Source organism: Gardnerella sp. Marseille-Q9691, from assembly GCF_046507715.1.
Lineage (GTDB): Bacteria > Actinomycetota > Actinomycetes > Actinomycetales > Bifidobacteriaceae > Bifidobacterium > Bifidobacterium greenwoodii.
The window spans coordinates 145,035-162,375 of the sequence record NZ_JBKFXI010000001.1 but is presented as its reverse complement, the minus strand read 5'-3'; the positions used below and the strand labels follow the sequence as shown (position 1 = coordinate 162,375).

11 protein-coding genes are annotated in these 17,341 nt (G+C 40.7%); 6 read left to right on the top strand and 5 right to left on the bottom strand.

Annotated features, from left to right (window positions below; genetic code table 11):
• Window positions 1–136: 136 nt before the first annotated feature.
• The 4 genes from ACLD6A_RS00810 to ACLD6A_RS00795 all read left to right on the top strand — a co-directional run bounded on the left by ACLD6A_RS00810 (window position 137) and on the right by ACLD6A_RS00795 (window position 5,439).
• Complete coding sequence (locus ACLD6A_RS00810) at window positions 137–1,555, top strand: LCP family protein (protein ID WP_410313309.1); 1,419 nt, start codon at window positions 137–139, stop codon at window positions 1,553–1,555.
• An 86-nt stretch (window positions 1,556–1,641) separates the two neighbouring features.
• The gene (locus ACLD6A_RS00805) at window positions 1,642–3,015 is read left to right on the top strand and encodes an LCP family protein (protein WP_410313308.1); all 1,374 of its coding nucleotides are present in this window, start codon (window positions 1,642–1,644) and stop codon (window positions 3,013–3,015) included.
• Window positions 3,016–3,101: 86 nt separating this feature from the next.
• Window positions 3,102–5,042, top strand: a complete 1,941-nt coding sequence (locus tag ACLD6A_RS00800) for an FtsK/SpoIIIE domain-containing protein (protein ID WP_410313307.1) — start codon at window positions 3,102–3,104, stop codon at window positions 5,040–5,042.
• Between the two features lie 124 nt (window positions 5,043–5,166).
• A complete protein-coding gene (locus ACLD6A_RS00795; protein ID WP_004128264.1) occupies window positions 5,167–5,439 on the top strand; it encodes a WhiB family transcriptional regulator in 273 nt (90 codons plus the stop codon).
• A gap of 5 nt (window positions 5,440–5,444) precedes the next feature.
• On the opposite strand, the gene ACLD6A_RS00790 is transcribed toward ACLD6A_RS00795, so the two are convergent.
• From ACLD6A_RS00790 to hflX, 3 genes are all read right to left on the bottom strand, one after another.
• Window positions 5,445–6,929 (bottom strand): sensor histidine kinase, encoded by a 1,485-nt coding sequence (locus ACLD6A_RS00790; RefSeq protein WP_004128266.1) that lies wholly within the window; start codon window positions 6,927–6,929, stop codon window positions 5,445–5,447.
• A 132-nt stretch (window positions 6,930–7,061) separates the two neighbouring features.
• Window positions 7,062–8,024, bottom strand: coding sequence for an L-lactate dehydrogenase (locus tag ACLD6A_RS00785; RefSeq protein ID WP_004107125.1), 963 nt, complete (start codon window positions 8,022–8,024; stop codon window positions 7,062–7,064).
• Between the two features lie 138 nt (window positions 8,025–8,162).
• Window positions 8,163–9,623, bottom strand: a complete 1,461-nt coding sequence (hflX, locus tag ACLD6A_RS00780; RefSeq protein ID WP_410313306.1) for a GTPase HflX — start codon at window positions 9,621–9,623, stop codon at window positions 8,163–8,165.
• Window positions 9,624–9,730: 107 nt separating this feature from the next.
• Between hflX and ACLD6A_RS00775 the strand changes: the two genes are divergently transcribed.
• Together ACLD6A_RS00775 and hrpA are read left to right on the top strand one after the other, a co-directional pair.
• Window positions 9,731–10,414 carry a class I SAM-dependent methyltransferase gene (locus ACLD6A_RS00775; protein ID WP_410313305.1) on the top strand — a complete coding sequence of 228 codons (684 nt, stop codon included), beginning with the start codon at window positions 9,731–9,733 and terminating at the stop codon, window positions 10,412–10,414.
• On the top strand, window positions 10,415–14,524 hold the full coding sequence (gene hrpA, locus ACLD6A_RS00770; RefSeq protein WP_410313603.1) for an ATP-dependent RNA helicase HrpA: 4,110 nt from the start codon (window positions 10,415–10,417) through the stop codon (window positions 14,522–14,524).
• Between the two features lie 84 nt (window positions 14,525–14,608).
• Here the strand turns inward: hrpA and ACLD6A_RS00765 are convergent, their stop codons facing one another.
• Complete coding sequence (locus ACLD6A_RS00765) at window positions 14,609–16,033, bottom strand: MFS transporter (protein WP_410295999.1); 1,425 nt, start codon at window positions 16,031–16,033, stop codon at window positions 14,609–14,611.
• A 47-nt stretch (window positions 16,034–16,080) separates the two neighbouring features.
• A complete protein-coding gene (locus tag ACLD6A_RS00760; protein WP_410313304.1) occupies window positions 16,081–17,037 on the bottom strand; it encodes a nucleoside hydrolase in 957 nt (318 codons plus the stop codon).
• Window positions 17,038–17,341: the final 304 nt, after the last annotated feature.

The window sequence follows — 17,341 nt, the reverse complement described above, 5'->3', positions numbered from 1 at the left end:
TATGCAGGTTAAATCTCAATGCTTTGTACTATAGTTAGACTTTATATGTGTTCTTTCATGTACCACTTTATTTCTGAGTGAACACAGCTAAAAATTACGTAATATAAAAGGCTTTATTATTGTGAAAGAAGGTACCATGGTGACTTCACGATACCCTGAAGGCATGCGGTACCAGCGCAACTATGATTGGAATTGCGCAGTTCCACATCATAGCCTTGGCTACAAAGTTGTAAACCACGCTCGCACAATACTGTGCATGATTATTGTTTTTATACTTACTTTCTTCTCAACTATTCTTGCAGCTACATGGTTAGATTTTTCTTCAACTGTTAGCAATCGAGTTATAAACATCATTAGTGAAGATAGTCAAGCACACCAAGTTATTGACGCAAATGCTGGAAAGCCTGTAACATTCCTAGTTCTTGGCCAAGATTCAAGAGATGGAAATAATCAAAGTTTTACGCACGATGGCGAAACAGGCGATCATCAATCTGACACAACAATGGTAGTTCAGATTAGTGCAGATAGATCCTATATGAATATTGTTTCTATTCCGCGCGATTCTATGGTAAACGCTCCTGCTTGCGATACTACTAATGGAAAAATTCCTGCACGCAAGCACGTAATGTTCAACTCTATTTTTGCTATTGGATACGCGCAGGGTGGAGATTTAGCTTCAGCAGCATCCTGCTCACTAAAAGCAGTAAATTCTTTAACTGGACTAAATATTCATCACTTTATTGTTGCTGACTTTAGCGGATTAAGTAATATGATTGACGCTATTGGCGGTGTTTCATTGTGCATTCCAAGCGACACTCGTGACGCTTATACGGGAGTGAACTTTAAGCAGGGTATGCAGCATTTAAACGGCAGACTTGCTACACAATATGCTCGAATGAGGCACGATACTGCAAGCGACGGTTCAGATATTATGCGTACAACAAGGCAGCAGTATTTAATCAAGCAGCTTATACATCAAGCTTTATCTAAGAATCTATTAACTCAAAGTGGCGAATTGTATCAGTTAGCTAAATCCGCTTTAGGTGCATTAAATATTAGCGAAGGATTAGCTAATCCAAGCACGCTTGTTGGGCTTGCTTTAAGTATGCGTAAATTAGATACTTCTCATATTTATGCTCGAACTATTCCTGTTGTTCCTGATCCTTACGACCCGAATAGAGTTGTGTGGTCTGACGAAGCAGATGATATTTGGGAAAAGATGCGAGAAAATAAGCCTTTGACACTAAAACAGCAGTATGCAAAAAATGATAAAAAGCATACTAAGAATTCGTCAAAGGATTCTAATAGCAACGAAGATATAAGCGAAAACGATAAGTTAAATAACTCTCCTGAACATAAGAAGCCTTATGGAAAAATTAATCCAAAAACTGGATTAGTAAAGAACGAGCAAGGACAGCTTATAGATCCAAATACTGGAGGAATAGTAAATCCTGAAAATGGTACTATTCACGATGCTCAAACCGGACAGTATGTTGGTATTGCAGACAAGTATGTTAATAACGTTCTATGTGCTGTTCCTCGTGAAAATAAGTGATTTTTCAGAAAATAAATATTTCTGAAAGCACATGTTGGCTTCACAATATGGTTTTAATAAAATAGATTAAAGCATTTGGAGGATGCATGGATTCGCAATTGCACAGGGATTATTCGGAAAGCGGAGATAATCCGCCTAGCTTCACCCCTTCGCACAATAACGACTCATCGCATGCTAATATTCCACCAAGTTTTACGCCAAAACGAGGAAGAAAAGCAAAACAATCTCCAGATGCAACAATAGCTAGATCTAAGTCATCTGAACAATCTTTTGCACCATCGTTTAAACCAGAATCTGCCCCATCATTTGCACCATCTTTTACACCAGCAGGTTCTAGGAAGCGCGTAGCACAAGCTTCAACTAGGCGAGCAAACAGAACAACAGCATATGCACAATCTAAAAACGAAATTCGCCCGCAGAAAATAAGCCAATCTTCATATCAACGTGCAAAATTTGAGTCCGCTCAAAACGTTAACGAAAATATTTCTGCAGCATCAACAGCCATAAAACACAGGCCACACATCTTTTTGAAAGTATTTATTTCACTTATTGCGATTATTGCAATATCTTGTGTCGGTTTAGGAGCATACTCATGGAATTGGGTTGATTCTCACATAAATCGCACTACTTGGCTTACCAACACTCCAAGCACTCAAGGAACTTCATGGCTTATACTTGGCTCGGATCAGCGAGAAGGCGAAGAAGCTAAAGAAATAACCGGTTTTAGAACCGACACTATTCTTGTATTAACTAAACCATCTAATGGAAACAGCTCACTAATTTCTATTCCTAGAGATTCATTAGTGTCTGTTAATGGAGAAAAAGTTAAGATCAATAGCGTTGCACAGTTTGCTGGAAATAAAGCGCTTACTTCGATTGTTGAAAATATTACAGGACACCGTATTGACCATGTTGCCGAAGTACGTTTTGGAGGCTTAACTAATGTTGTTGATGCCATTGACGGCATTGACTTATGCTACAACAGAACTGTGAACGATAGATTTAGCGGATTAAATTGGACTGCTGGATGCCATCATGCTGATGGAAAAACAGCTCTTGCTTTTTCGCGTATGCGATACGCTGACCCTGAGTCTGATTTTGGTCGCGCCGCCCGCCAGCGCATGGTTATTGCAGCTATCATGAAAAAAGCTTTAGACAAAAAGACCATCACTAATTTTGGTAAGGTAAAAAAGCTTGCCGAAACCGGTCTTTCATCCGTTCTTTTTGACGAAAAATCAAACCCTGGTAGCCTATGGCAGATGGCTCAAGCTTTTAAGGAAGCCACAAGTACAAAAGGCATAACCGGCACAGTTTATTGGACTAATCCTGATTATCAAGTTCCAGGAGTCGGATCTTGCGTTCTGCTAGATGATGCTAAAAATCTTGAATTATTTAATCAGCTTGCAGAAGGCACGCATAAACCTGGAGCTGTTGGACCTCTTGCAGAATTACAGCAGTAAAATTTGCATAATTTAGTTACAAAGCTTTTAACCACAATCTTAAACAAGTCTTGAAGTCTGTTACTAAACGCTGACATCATACTTTTATGATTAGCGAAACTAACACAACAATGACTACAAGCAAAGTTCTGCTATACGTGCAAATGGCAGCAAGCATAGTACCAATATTCGCTCATATTGCATTACTAATAATGGCTTGGATTCAGAATAATTGGATGATGCTAACGATGATTATACCTAGCATCATGATGTATATTGCAAGCCTAGTTCCGCAAATATTGCAATACATAAATCAGAAACAATGCGAGCAGAAAATTCAGAATGCTCAACAATCTAATAGCGAATCACAACTTTCTAACATTCCTGACAGTAATGTTCTTTACGGGCAAAAATATGTAGAAAACTTGCCAGATACGCTTACGCCAGTTAGCTTGGAAACGCTTCTTATGACGAGATCAGATAGCTCAAGCACGCAACTGCCATGGAAAACCGTTTTGCACGAATGGTTAAAACATTCAAATACTGATTTATTACATACTGATTTATTAAATTTTGATTATAAATCAAACTCTTCTATGCGAAAACTTACACAAGCTAAATCAGCAAAAAACCAGCTTATTGCTCCATTAGGGGTTGGCTACAACGGCTACTGCTACATAGATTTAATAAGCAACGGCCCGCACGCTTTAGTAGCAGGAACTACAGGATCCGGAAAATCCGTATTGCTAACAACATGGTGCTTAGCTTTAGCATTTCAGTATTCTCCACAACAATTACGTTTCGTTTTCCTGGATTTCAAAGGAGGAGCAACTTTCGACATACTCTCTAAACTTCCTCACGCTATGGGAAATGTTGGTGACTTAAATTTGAGACACGCAACAAGAGCTTTACGAGGTCTTGAGTTGGAATTAGACCGTCGAGAACGTCTTGTGTCCATGCAAGGATGCCATAATATTTCGCAAGTTACTCCTTCTGAACCTTCACTACTTATTGTTATCGACGAATTTCACGCATTAAAAGATCAGCTTCCAGACTACATGCCACGACTTATTCGCATAGCATCAGTAGGCAGGTCTCTTGGAATGCATATTATTGCCGGAACTCAAAATCCTCTTGGACAAGTAAGCGCAGATATGAAAGCTAATATTTCTATTAATATTTGTTTAAGAGTTAGAGACTCTCTTCAATCTCAAGAATTATTAGGAACTTCTCATGCTGCAAAAATTAGCCCGAATACTCCTGGAAGCGCATATTATAATATTGGAGAAGGAGTAGAAGCTTTACGATGCGCACAAAGTCGTAACGCAAAACGTTTAGTTAAAGCAATACAATTTGCCGGTAAATTCTGCTATTTAGAACACTCTAAAACATTATTCAGCGCTCCTCTACCGTCAATACTTTCTTCAAAACAACTGGAAAACTACAAGTATGAAAATTACGAAAATAAATATTTTGCTAAAAAAATTAATCAAGAAGGTGTAGATTCTTCAGCAAGCGAAGAATCAGTTGTTATTGGATTGCAGGATGACAGTATTAACCTATTTGAAGCAAAAATACCGTTGAACCTTGGAAATATTGCTATTATTGGCGGCAGACAGCAGGGCAAAAGCACAATATTGCGCATAATATCGCAAAAATTACAAACGCAAGTATATTCAGCAAACGAAATAACAGCTCAAGAAGCTGATTATATTCGAGACACTACTAAGCCTGTGCTAATAGATGATGCAGATGAACTACTTGATCCGCTTAATACTAAAGTAGCGGCTATTTCATTGCAAAACAGATTACACAGCTTGGGTGCGCCTGTAATTCTAAGCGCTCAAAGCGCACGCTATTTGCGATTGCCAGAACAGGCTCCAGTTAGAATAATTTTCCCAACTGGAGATATTGGTACGGATGCATTGCTTGGCATACCTTCTGCATTGTCTAAAACCTTTAGCATTGAAGATTATCAGCTTCCAGGAAGATGCGTTCTTGTTACTCCAGGAACCGCAAATTTGACCCAAATATCACTCCCCAACTAAAAGAAAAAATAAAAATTTTTAATAAAGATGCAAAATACCTTGAAAAAACTTCTTATTCATGATTTCCTTACATTCAGGGGTACTTCTAAGACTCACCGCTTTGGTTAAGAAATGAGGATTAGTCATGAGCAATGTGTTTGATTGGCGTTTGGCAGCTGCATGCCGTGATAAAGATCCTGAACTGTTCTTCCCTCTTGGCAATGCTGGCATGGCATTACAGCAGCTCGAAGAAGCAAAAGCTGTATGCCGTTCGTGCAATGTTGCAACAGAATGCTTAAAATGCGCGTTGGAAACGAACCAAGATTACGGCGTTTGGGGCGGCTTAAGCGAAGACGAGCGCAGAACGCTAAAACGTCGCGCTTTGAGAGCACGCAGGCATCAAGACTCAGAGTTGTAGTCTTTCTACTCAATACCAGATACGCGCAATTTAATATCCAACACTACGCGAGTGCCGCCTTCTCTTCTAGCAGACCAGCGCACAGTACCGCCAAAATCATTGGTAACAAAAGTATTTATAAGCTGAGTTCCCAATCCAGATCCTGAAGGTTTCGCCATTCCGTGAGATGCTTCACTGTCAATACCGTCACCATCATCTTCAACAACAATATTAAGATTGTCTCCTCCGCGGCCAACAGCAATACGAATATGACCATTTTCGCGGCCTTCAAAACCGTGTTCAACAGCATTCGTCACAAGCTCAGTAAGCACAAGAGATAATGGAGTTGCATCCTGTGCTGCAAGACGCCCAAACTTACCAACAAAATCAATATCAATATTTTGATTCTGCGATGCAAGTTCAATAGACATCTTTAGCAAGCTTGAAATAACTTTATCAAAGTCAACAATTTCGTCAGCAGTCTGACTTAAGCCTTCATGCACCAAAGCTATAGTCTGAACTCGTCTTTGAGCTTCCTCAAGCTCTTTTCTTACTTCAGCAGATTTTGTTTTACGAGCTTGCAAACGAAGCAAAGCAGAAACAGCCTGCAAATTATTTTTCACACGATGATGAATTTCCGAAATAGTAGCGTTTTTAGTACGCAACTCTTGTTCACGGCGCAAAACTTCCGTAACATCGCGGCACAAAACAACCGCACCCACGCGATTATTCGGCCCAAATAAAGGCAAAGAGCGCATAGAAACTATAGAACGGTTAGCTTCAAGCTCACAATCAACATCTGCTTTACCACTTAAAACAAGAGGCAAACTTTCAGGAACATTATCGTTTGTATGCAGCAGACGCGTGCCAAATTCGCTCAAAAACTCGCCTTGCATTGTATCTAAGCCACCAAGCCTACGGAAGCAGCTAATAGCATTAGGAGAAGCGTAACGGACCACACCATCGGCCTCTAAAACAATAAAGCCATCAGAAACACGAGCATTATGACGTTGATTTAGAACAGATTCATGATATGGGAATTGTTCGCGCGCAATCATATCGAATAAAGTTTTACCAGCATTAATACTTTCCATTTCGTAGCGACCATTAGATTCTCTAGTTGCTAAATTAGTTTCGCGCATAACTAATCCAAGAGTTTTTCCACGGTGACGAACAGGAGCATAAACGTAGCATACTGTTGCTCGACCAATTGAGCGCAAGGTTGACGAATGGAAGCTTGTTTCTGATTTCATTGCTTCATCAAGTTCCGGAACAAGCGAATCGTCCATTTTTTTGCCAAGTAAATCATCCGTTCGCAATGTAATAGCTGTTGAAGGGCGGCATTGCTCAGCAACAACATATTCTCCGTCTCCATTTTGAATAATAAGCAGTAAATCAGCAAAACTTAAGTCAGCTATAACTTGCCAATCAGCAACTAAATGATGTAACCATTCGCGATCACTGTCGTTAAAATCAGGACGAGTAGCGAGAATATGAGAAAAATCAGCCATGAGATAATCATATATCGTACTCACAGAAAATATTGCTCGGTATGTTGATAGAAGCAATACAAAAACCGCTTCTTCACAGTTTAAGCAAAGAAGCGGTTTATTTATTAAATATTAGTTTTAAGATTCTAAAAACTAGAAGCCAAACTTAGCAGCTGTTTCGCGCAAAGTCTCTGCAGAACGCTTCAAGGCAGCCAACTCACGATCAGAAACTGGAGTGTTTAGACGAGAGTTTACACCATTGCGATTAAGCAAGGTTGGCACAGACATGCACACGTCGGAAATGCCGTGGAAGTCATCAAGCAAAGAAGATACTGGCAAAATGCGGTTGGTGTCACGAAGAACAGCCTCAACAATATCTACGCCAGACATTGCAATAGCGTAGTTTGTAGCACCCTTACCGTTGATAATCTTGTAAGCAGCGTTAACAACTTCCTGGTGAATCTCCTCGCGCTTAGCAGCATCCAATGGCTCGTGGCCTGGAAGAGCGTTCCAATCGCACATTGGAACACCACCAATGGTTGCAGAAGCCCACAGTGGAACTTCAGAATCACCGTGCTCACCAGCAATATAAGCGTGAACATTCTTAACGTTTACGCCAGTGTGCTGAGCGATAAGGAAGCGAAGACGAGCAGAATCAAGGTTGGTTCCAGAACCGAACATTTGGTTTGCTGGAAGACCAGAAAGCTTCATAGAAACGTGGGTTACAACATCAACAGGGTTGGTGATTAACATGTAGATTGCGTTAGGAGCAACCTTGACCACGTTTGGAATGATTGACTTCATGATGTTGATAGTTGCGCCTGCAAGCTCCAAACGAGTTTGACCTGGCTTCTGGCGAGCGCCAGCGGTAATAACAACCATGTCAGCGTCACGGCAAATCTCAACATCATCAGAACCGGCGATAGAAACTGCAGGATAGAAGCTAGAACCATGCTGCATATCCAAAACTTCAGCTTCAACACGTTCCTTAGCAATATCTTCAAGCACAATCTCACGAGCAACACCGCGCTGCGCAGCAGCGAAAGCGAGAGTAGAACCGACTGCACCAGCACCAATAATTGCAAGCTTCGTTGGCTTAACCTGCGAACTCACCATGAGCAAAAACCTCTTTTCGGCAACCTATTAAACCCTACTCGCATAAAAATACTTAATTTATGCATTATTAAGGGCTGCTCTCACATTAAGAGCTTATTGGTATGAACACCTTTACTCTAATCGCACCACCGGAATTTTTTATTGCAATGCGACTTGCTTTAGTTTTGCAGCTAAAGAAGGACCAACTAAAGCTGTAATACTAATACCGGTATCTAAATAATCAACCTTTTCAACTATGCCATTTTCGCGAATTTTTGAAAGAAGCGAACCTTCACTATACGGAATAATCGCATCTATATGAACGCGTGGAGATGGCAACAATTCTTCTATAGAATCGCGAAGTATTTTCACATTTTCGCCACTTGCTGCAGAAACAATAATTGCATTCGAGTAAATAGCGTTAAGATGTTCTCGCGTAGCATCGCTCATCATATCTGACTTATTAAATGCAATAATTTGTGGAATATCTTCTACGCCATCAATTTTTGAAAGAACTTCGTTTACTGCATCAATTTGCGAAATAGGATCCGGGTGCGAACCGTCAACTACGTGCAAAATAACATCAGCTTGGCTAACTTCTTCCAAAGTAGATTTAAAAGCTTCCACAAGTTGAGTTGGTAGCCTGCGCACAAAACCAACAGTGTCAACTAAAGTATAGTTTCTGCCATCTTGAGTTTGCGCTCGACGAACTGCTGTATCAAGAGTTGCGAATAACGCATTTTCTACTAATTCTTGCGAACCAGTTAAGCAATTAATAATAGAAGATTTACCAGCGTTCGTATAGCCAACTACTGCAACTGTTGGAATATCTTTACGTCTGCGAGATTCACGTTTTACGTCACGTGCAGGTGCCATATGTGCAATATCGTGGCGAAGTTTAGAAATACGATTGCGAATAGCTCGACGATCCATTTCTATTTTTGTTTCGCCAGGCCCTCTAGAACCAATACCAGCTTCTCCTGCAGCTCGTCCGCCAGCCTGCCTAGAAAGAGCCGCACCCCAGCCTCTAAGTCTAGGAAGCATGTATTGCAATTGTGCAAGCTCCACTTGAGCTTTACCTTCGCGGCTCATAGCATGCTGAGCGAAAATGTCTAGAATCACAGCAGTTCGATCAACAACTTTAACTTTAGTTGCATCTTCTAAAGCGCGTCTTTGGCTTGGAGGCAAATCGTCGTCAACAATAATCGTGTCTGCATCATGCTGCGCAACAACTGCTGCAATCTCACGAGCTTTTCCAGAACCAACATAAGTTGCAGCATCTGGCCTATAACGCTGTTGCAATATTCCGTCGCACACAACAGCGCCAGCTGTTTGAGCTAATGCTGCAAGCTCTCGCAAAGATTCTTCCGCTTGTGCAAGAGTTCCTTTTGCACTCGACCATACGCCTACTAAAACAACACGTTCAAGGCGAAGCTTTCTGTATTCAACTTCAGTAACATCTTGTAATTCGCCAAGACCTGCAACACGCTTTAAAGCGTTTCGTGATTCGCGCTCCTGCCAAGTCTCATCGTGCTGTTCTCTTGATGACGTGTTGTCAAGAAGCACGTCGGAATGACTCAAAAGCACATCATGAGTAGCAGTCCCCTCGCTATCTACCATTATGTCCTCCTGTATTCCATTGTGAATGACGTTTTACAACGTTTGTTTTATTATGGTGAATTGAGCCGACAATACAAAACGATGCGAAAGCAATTAAATAGTGAATTATGAGTAAGCAGCAATCGAAAAAAGCACAGCCACAAAATACACAAAAGCAACAAAAAATTAGTGGCGAACAATACTTTTCAGCCGAGCCTTCATCGATTGACGAGCGTCGCACTTTACACGTAACTTTACGAGACAATGACATAACCGTGCAAGTTTCTAACGGAGTTTTTAGCACTTCAAGACTTGATTTAGGCACATCTGTACTTTTAAAACATGCTCCAAAACTTCCGGAGTTAGGAAAATTCCTCGATATTGGCTGCGGCTGGGGCCCTATTAGCATCGCTTTAGGATTGGAGTCTCCAAATGCAGAAATTTTTGCTGTGGATGTTAACGAGAGAGCTCTGGAACTTACTGAATTAAACGCAAAAAACGCTGGCTTAAAGCATATTCACACTTCTTTAGTAGATGACGCTTTAAAAGAAAACAATACTTTAGAATTTAATAATTTTGATATTATATGGTCTAATCCACCAATTCGCGTTGGAAAAGAAATATTGCACAATATTTTGCTAACTTGGATTCCTCGTTTGAAAGTAGGAGGAGCAGCATACTTGGTTGTGCAAAAAAATCTTGGATCAGATTCACTTATTACTTGGCTTGCTGAGAATCTGGGTGAAAGTTATAGCGTTGAAAAATACGCTAGTTCCAAAGGGTACCGTGTTATTGAAGTACTAAAAAAGTAAATATCTACGAAAAGAAATAAACATATTATGAAATTTGACTACCCTGCTGAACTTCCTATTTGCGCGGCACACGACGAAATCGTAGAAGCAATTAAGTCTTCACAAGTTGTGATTGTTTCCGGACAAACCGGCTCTGGCAAGACTACGCAAATACCAAAAATGGCGCTTGAGCTTGGAAGAGGCGGCAGAGGTAAGCAAATCGTACACACTCAGCCTCGCCGTTTAGCTGCACGAACCGTAGCCGAGCGCATTGCCAGCGAAATGGAAGTAAAACTGGGCGAAGAAATCGGCTACCAGGTGCGTTTTACCGACGAAAGTTCAACTAGAACAAAGCTTCGAATTGTTACTGACGGTATTTTACTTGCGCAAATTCAGCGCGATCCTCTTCTTACTAGATACGACACGATTATTATTGACGAAGCTCACGAACGCAGTCTTAATATTGATTTTCTTCTAGGATACTTAACGACTTTGCTCCCAAAGCGTCAAGATTTAAAACTGATTATTACGTCTGCAACTATTGATTCAGCTAAATTCCGCGATCATTTTGAAGAAGCTCTACATATAAAAGTTCCTGTTATTGAAGTTTCGGGACGCACGTATCCTGTGAAAGTACTTTACGAACCTCTTGGATCTGCTCCTTCACTTATGAAACATGTTCCTGGCTTTGCAGATATAACAATGGATGAGGAAACTGTTGCAGAAAGTCAATCCAGCGAAAGCAATCGTGATGATATTGCGGATGAAGATATGACTTCTGCAGTAACTCGCGCATGCGCACAGTTGGTAATTCATTCAAGTCACGATCGAGGCGCGCGCGACATTATGGTTTTTGCTTCCGGCGAGCGCGATATTCGAGAGTTTGAAGATGGCTTACGTTCATATTTTGGCATGCGAGCAAGTGATATGAAGCGAGCGGATGCTATTGAAATTGTTCCTCTTTTTGCCCGTCTTTCTTCAAAAGATCAGCACAGAGTTTTTGAATCACACTCTCATCAGCGCATTGTTATTGCTACGAATGTTGCTGAAACTTCTCTTACTGTGCCTGGTATTCGATACGTTGTTGACCCCGGTTTTGCGAGAATTTCCAGGTATTCTAAGTCTGCTAAAGTGCAACGTCTTCCAATAGAACCGATTTCTCAAGCGAGCGCAGATCAGCGTTCTGGACGATGCGGACGAATCGCAGACGGCATTGCTATTAGACTTTATTCGCGCGAAGATTATGAAACTCGCCCACGTTTTACAGATCCTGAAATTTTGCGCACTTCTCTTGGTGCAGTAGTTTTGCATATGCTTTCGGTTGGTGTTGCTAAAACTGGCGAAGATATTACTAATTTTGGTTTTATTGATCCGCCAGACATAAAAGCTGTAAGCGATGGCTTTAACGAACTTACCGAGCTTGGAGCAATAAGCAGAAAATCTGGTGTAATTACTTTAACTAAAGTTGGACGCGAGCTTTCTAAGCTGCCGATTGATATTCGACTAGGACGAATGATTGTTGAAGCAGCGCGAAAAACTACTCCAAATACTCTTGCTGCAGTGCTTGTAATTGTTGCATTCTTAAGTTTGCAAGATCCTCGCGAACGTCCTGAGGAACAGCGCGAGGAAGCAGATAGGCTTCATAATCGTTATGCAGACGAAACAAGTGATTTTTTGACTGCTCTTAACATGTGGGATCGCCTATTCCAAGCGGATGGAGATATGAGCAACAATGCGCTTCGCAGAATTTGCAAAGCGGAATTTTTCCACTTTTTGCGTTTAAAACAGTGGAAAGATTTAGTTAATCAACTTCAAGACTTGTGTAAAGAGTTGCATTATAAAGTTGGCGACCCTACCCCAGTTAGAAGACCATCTTTGGAAATTCGTCAACTTCCTAATAATCAGCAGGCTTCTCACAGCTTGTGCTGTTCTTGGGATTCGCAAGGAATACACTCGTCAATGCTTGCAGGATTGCTTTCTATGATGGGAATGCAAGTAGTGCGTGAACCTAAAGCTTCTGATTTTGCGGGATTAAGTGGAACTGCAAAAATTCGAGCTATGAAACGCGCTCAAAAAATGTCTAAAAACGATTATCAAGGCTCTCGAGGCACAAGATTTGCAATCTTTCCAGCTTCTGCAGTTTCTAAAACAACTCCTTCGTGGGTTATTTGCACCGAATTAGTTGAAACTTCAAGACTTTGGGCAAGATACTGCGCACAAATTGATCCTGCTTGGGCTGAGCCTCTTGCTAAAAATCTTACGAGAGTCACATATTCTGACGCTCATTGGAGCGCTTCTAAAGGCGCTGCCGTAGCAAAATCTAAAGTATTGCTATACGGATTACCTATTGTTAAAGATCGCACGGTTCAATGGGCTAGAGTTAATCCTTACGAAGCTCGTATGATTATGATTCGTCAAGGATTAGTTGAAGGAGATATTCAGCAGCGTTTCCAGCACGACGAATTTATTTTAAATAATCGCAATGTGCTTGACGATGCAGATAATCAAGCAAATCGCACTCGTCAAATAAGCGAAACTGTAAACGACGAAGATTTATTTACTTTTTACGACACTCGCATTCCTCAAGAAGCTACCACTATTGCAACTCTTGCAAAATGGTGGAAGGATAATTGGGAAGAAAATCCTAATATGCTCAACTTTGATCCTGATGAAGTTGAACGTTTGCAAACTACACAAAGCACTGATTTAGCGGATTATCCTGACCATTGGAATACTGTTGGAACTGACGGTGAACCTATAAGACTTCGCTTAAGCTATATTTATGATCCTAGCAATCCCTTGGATGGCGTAACGGTGCATGTACCGCTTTACGCGCTTTCCAGGTTAACGTCTGAAGAGTTTACTTGGAATGTTCCAGGTTTGTTGGACGAGCTTATTATTGGAATGATTAAGTCTTTGCCAAAATCTTTACGAGTGCAATTTGTTCCAGCACCTAATACTGCGCAAAAAATTCGTTCTTGGATTGACGAGCATTACGATACTCTTCCTGGAATTGAAGAAACTAATAAAGATATAAATGCTCCTTCTTGGCCTGATTTTCGCGAAGTTTTTACCAAAGCTGCTATTGCTGTTATTGGCGCGCAGATTCATCCGGAAGTGTTTAACGATGAGCAAATAGAAAGGCTTTCACCATATTTGCGCGTAACTTTTAGCGTTGAAGAAAGAAAAACTAACTCAAATCGCAATAAAACTGCCGTAAAAAACAATTATGCTAATCGCGTAAAACCTACAATTCTTGGAACAGATAAGTCATTAATTGCATTGCAAAAACGCTTTGCAAAAGAAGCTCAAGAATCTGCTAGAGCGGTTGTAAATCGTAAAGCAAGTAAAGCAGCTCAAGCTGGAAACGTTGTAGAAAGAGCTGATTTATTGCACAAATCAGGCGCTACTAATATTTCTCGCTCGCAAATGGTATGGCAGGGTGCGCTAAACATGTTGCATTTAGACAACAAGCGTATTACTTCCAGATGGCTTGGTTCAGAAGCTTTACTTCTTGCAGCCGCACCTTACTCAACTTCTAAAGATTTAGCAGAAGACTTGCAAATGGCAGCAGTAAAACGACTGATTCCAAACACAGACAATATTACTGATGACAATTTATTGCGCGAAACTGTTGCCAATATTTCCGAAATATACGAGGATACGGTATACGATGTAGCTCACGATGTGATTGCTATATTAAAGCGTGATGCGGAAGTTAGTAAAGCTGTTTCTGGAAAAGCAGATTTGCCGATGCTATCGGTTTTGCAGTCCATTCGAGAGCATGTTGCAAGCCTAGTTTATGAAGGTTTTATTGCTAAAGCCCCATCGGATTCACTTCCTAGAATAGAAAAATATTTGCATGCTGACGTGATTCGTCTTAATAAAGCTAAGTCAGATAAAAACCGTGATGTTCGTTGGGCTTGGGAAGCTGAAGAAGCAAACAAGATTGTTGAAAAAGCTAAAGATAAAGCAAAATCTTTACCTGCAGGACCATCGCATGATGAAGCAGAAAATATTGCGGAAAGATTGCGCTGGATGTGTGAAGAGTTTTATGTGTCACTTTGGGCGCAAGAGCTTGGCACAGCCTACCCAATTAGCATACAGCGAATGCGAAAACTGGAAGCATAAAATAATTAACAAAAGAGTAGGCGGTCGCACGTATTTTGTACAACCGCCTACTCTTATTTTTGCTTAGTTATTAGCCTATTTAGACTATTCTTCAGCAATTTCCTTCTTTTCAGAAATAAAGCAGCTGCGAACCAAGTAAACCACTAAACCAATGACGGCTACTGCTGCACCCATCATAAGCAAATTGGAATAACCTGCATACTTTCCGCTAAGACCACTGAAGGAGAATCCCTTGAATAAATCTCCACCAAAGAAACCACTAAAGAGAGAAATACCAATGGAAGCAGTAACATTCATAATTAAATCATTCATGCCACAGCCACGGCCAGATTCTTCAACTGGAAGAGCAGAAAGAACTGTTGAAACAATTGGAGAATACATCAAGCCGCATCCTGCATAGTAAATGCATGCGCAAATAGTAAGCGACATAAAATCAGTGTTGATAAGCAAAGCTGCACCAACCCAGCCAACAATCATCAAGAATGCTGCTGTAATAATACCTGCTTTACGGCCGATATGACTAATAATCGTACCGGAGAACACACCAAATACTGCTGCGCACACAAAAGCCCACACAAGGTAGGAAGAAACCTGTGAAGTGTTCATGTGATACAAAGCGCTGCCAATCACATTGTAAATAGGAGGCATGCAATAGTTGGTGAAGTAGAAGATGAAGATCAATACGATGCCAGAAAGCCAACGCTTATTCTTAAAGAATGCTGGCGTTACGAATGGGTTCTTCGCCTTCATAATGTAGAAAGCAAACAGAACAAAAAGCACTATAGAACCAAGCAACAGTCCCCAGGCTTTATAAGAGAAGAAGAGCGTAAGAAGCGTTACAGCAATACCAAATACTGTGAAGCCAAGCTTATCAATCTTCCCGCCAATACCATTCTTAGTAGGCAAGCACTTAACAAGAACCGGCAAGAACAAAATAGTAATTGCAGGAATCAAGAACAAATACTGCCAAGCAATAGAGCTAAGAGCGCCAGCAGCAAATACGCCAATAGAAGCAGAAAGCTGATAGGCAGCAGTAAAGAGCCCGAAGAAAATAACTTTCAAGTCATTGCGCAAATACTTAGTTGCAATAACCAGGAAGGAAGATCCTGCAACCTGCTCACCAGCGGTTTGCAAAATACGTGCAATAATAACGGTCCACAAGTTTGGAGTGAAATAGAAGTTTGCAATAAAACCAAATAAAGATCCAACAAACAGTGTTACGAGACCGATTGTTATAAGCCTACGAAGCGACACAAAGTCACCTAAAGATCCATAAATAAAGCAAACTATACCTAACACAATAATCGGTAAGCTTGTAATAAGAGATGCCTGATCAGGCGCTCCAACAGCTTTACCAATCTGGTTAAATACCAAGTTGAAGCCTTGCAAACACAAAGTGCCAAGAATAAACGTAATAAGCAGCAAAATAAGAGAATAAATTGCCACTTTATCGCGGGTTTTTGGATCCTCGTATGGGTCTGCTGCAATAGCAGCTGCATTTTCATTCATAATAATCCAATCATTTATTACGTATAAATTTTGTTATTAAGTTTTAATCAGCCAGCAATTTTTGCCAAGTTAGAAATTCGCGTCATGAATTCGTTCAAGAAACGCTTAACATCTACACCCAAAGCTACTTGCATTGTTTTAACAGGGTCGTTCAAACGTGTTACATCACCAATAGTGCGTCCACGAGTTGGGCCTTCAACATCTACCTGCATGTTGATTGGTAGAGTTGTAACAAGCGTTGGGTCAACAGCAACTGCAACAGCCAACGGATCGTGCAAACCGCAGCCACCAAGGTGAGGAGCAGTAGTTTCGTAAGCCTTAATGTAGAAGTCGGTCATATCCGCAAGGAACTTACCAGCTTTTGTGCCAAGATCACGCCACTGTTGCGTTTCCTTATAGGTAAGCAAGGTTTGCAAAGTCACATCCAAACCAACCATTGTTACGGGGGCGCCAGAACGGAATAGGACGTCTGCTGCATCTGGATCTTGGGAAATATTTGCTTCCATCCAAGGAGTTACATTTCCATGAATTGTAAGAGCGCCGCCCATAAGAACAATCTTGCCAATTTCATCTTTGATTTCTGGAGCCTTATGCAATGCAGCAGCAATATTTGTCATAGGACCAGTCGGAACATAAATAAGATCCTTGCCATAAGTCTTAACTGCATCAATTATAAAATCAACAGCTGGCTCAGACTCAGCTTCACGCTTTGAATCTGGAATAACAACATCGCCAATACCATTGTCACCGTGAATGAATGCAGAAATAGGCAGAACTTCAAACGAATCTTTCTTGCTCGCATGCGGCAAACCAAGATACACTTTAACTTCTGGATGTCCAAATAAATCTGTTATAGCAAGAGCATTACGAACGCCCTGCTCCATTAAAACGTTGCCATACGTACCAGTAATACCAATCAGCTCAACCTCAGGGCTACCAAGAGCATAAGAAATTGCTAAGGTATCATCAACACCAGTATCCAAATCAAGAATAAGCTTCTTCATGTGAACTACCTTTCTGATCACAAACTCGCTACATCAACAGTGATGCAGTAAGCCATTCTGTTTATTTTAAGTTGCAACAAACTCGTAGGCGTCAACCTCATCGTTTTATGCTTCACAACTCAAAAATTCTATCTCTTTATAATTCAAAATCAACCCTTATAAACATATGTTTAGATTATATTTTTGCGGCAAAATAAAACGCAATTATTCGCTAAACTTTTAGCTTGTTTTAATTTAGATTACAACACGAAATAAATCAGTGGTTTATGCCTCGAGATATACTTAAATGCCTAAAAATTGGCTT

Coding starts and splice junctions, on each gene's coding strand:
- ACLD6A_RS00810 (WP_410313309.1), top strand. CDS start 137: ATGGTGACTTCACGATACCCTGAAGGCATGCGGTACCAGCGCAACTAT.
- ACLD6A_RS00805 (WP_410313308.1), top strand. CDS start 1,642: ATGGATTCGCAATTGCACAGGGATTATTCGGAAAGCGGAGATAATCCG.
- ACLD6A_RS00800 (WP_410313307.1), top strand. CDS start 3,102: ATGATTAGCGAAACTAACACAACAATGACTACAAGCAAAGTTCTGCTA.
- ACLD6A_RS00795 (WP_004128264.1), top strand. CDS start 5,167: ATGAGCAATGTGTTTGATTGGCGTTTGGCAGCTGCATGCCGTGATAAA.
- ACLD6A_RS00790 (WP_004128266.1), bottom strand. CDS start 6,929: ATGGCTGATTTTTCTCATATTCTCGCTACTCGTCCTGATTTTAACGAC.
- ACLD6A_RS00785 (WP_004107125.1), bottom strand. CDS start 8,024: ATGGTGAGTTCGCAGGTTAAGCCAACGAAGCTTGCAATTATTGGTGCT.
- hflX (WP_410313306.1), bottom strand. CDS start 9,623: ATGGTAGATAGCGAGGGGACTGCTACTCATGATGTGCTTTTGAGTCAT.
- ACLD6A_RS00775 (WP_410313305.1), top strand. CDS start 9,731: ATGAGTAAGCAGCAATCGAAAAAAGCACAGCCACAAAATACACAAAAG.
- ACLD6A_RS00765 (WP_410295999.1), bottom strand. CDS start 16,033: ATGAATGAAAATGCAGCTGCTATTGCAGCAGACCCATACGAGGATCCA.
- ACLD6A_RS00760 (WP_410313304.1), bottom strand. CDS start 17,037: ATGAAGAAGCTTATTCTTGATTTGGATACTGGTGTTGATGATACCTTA.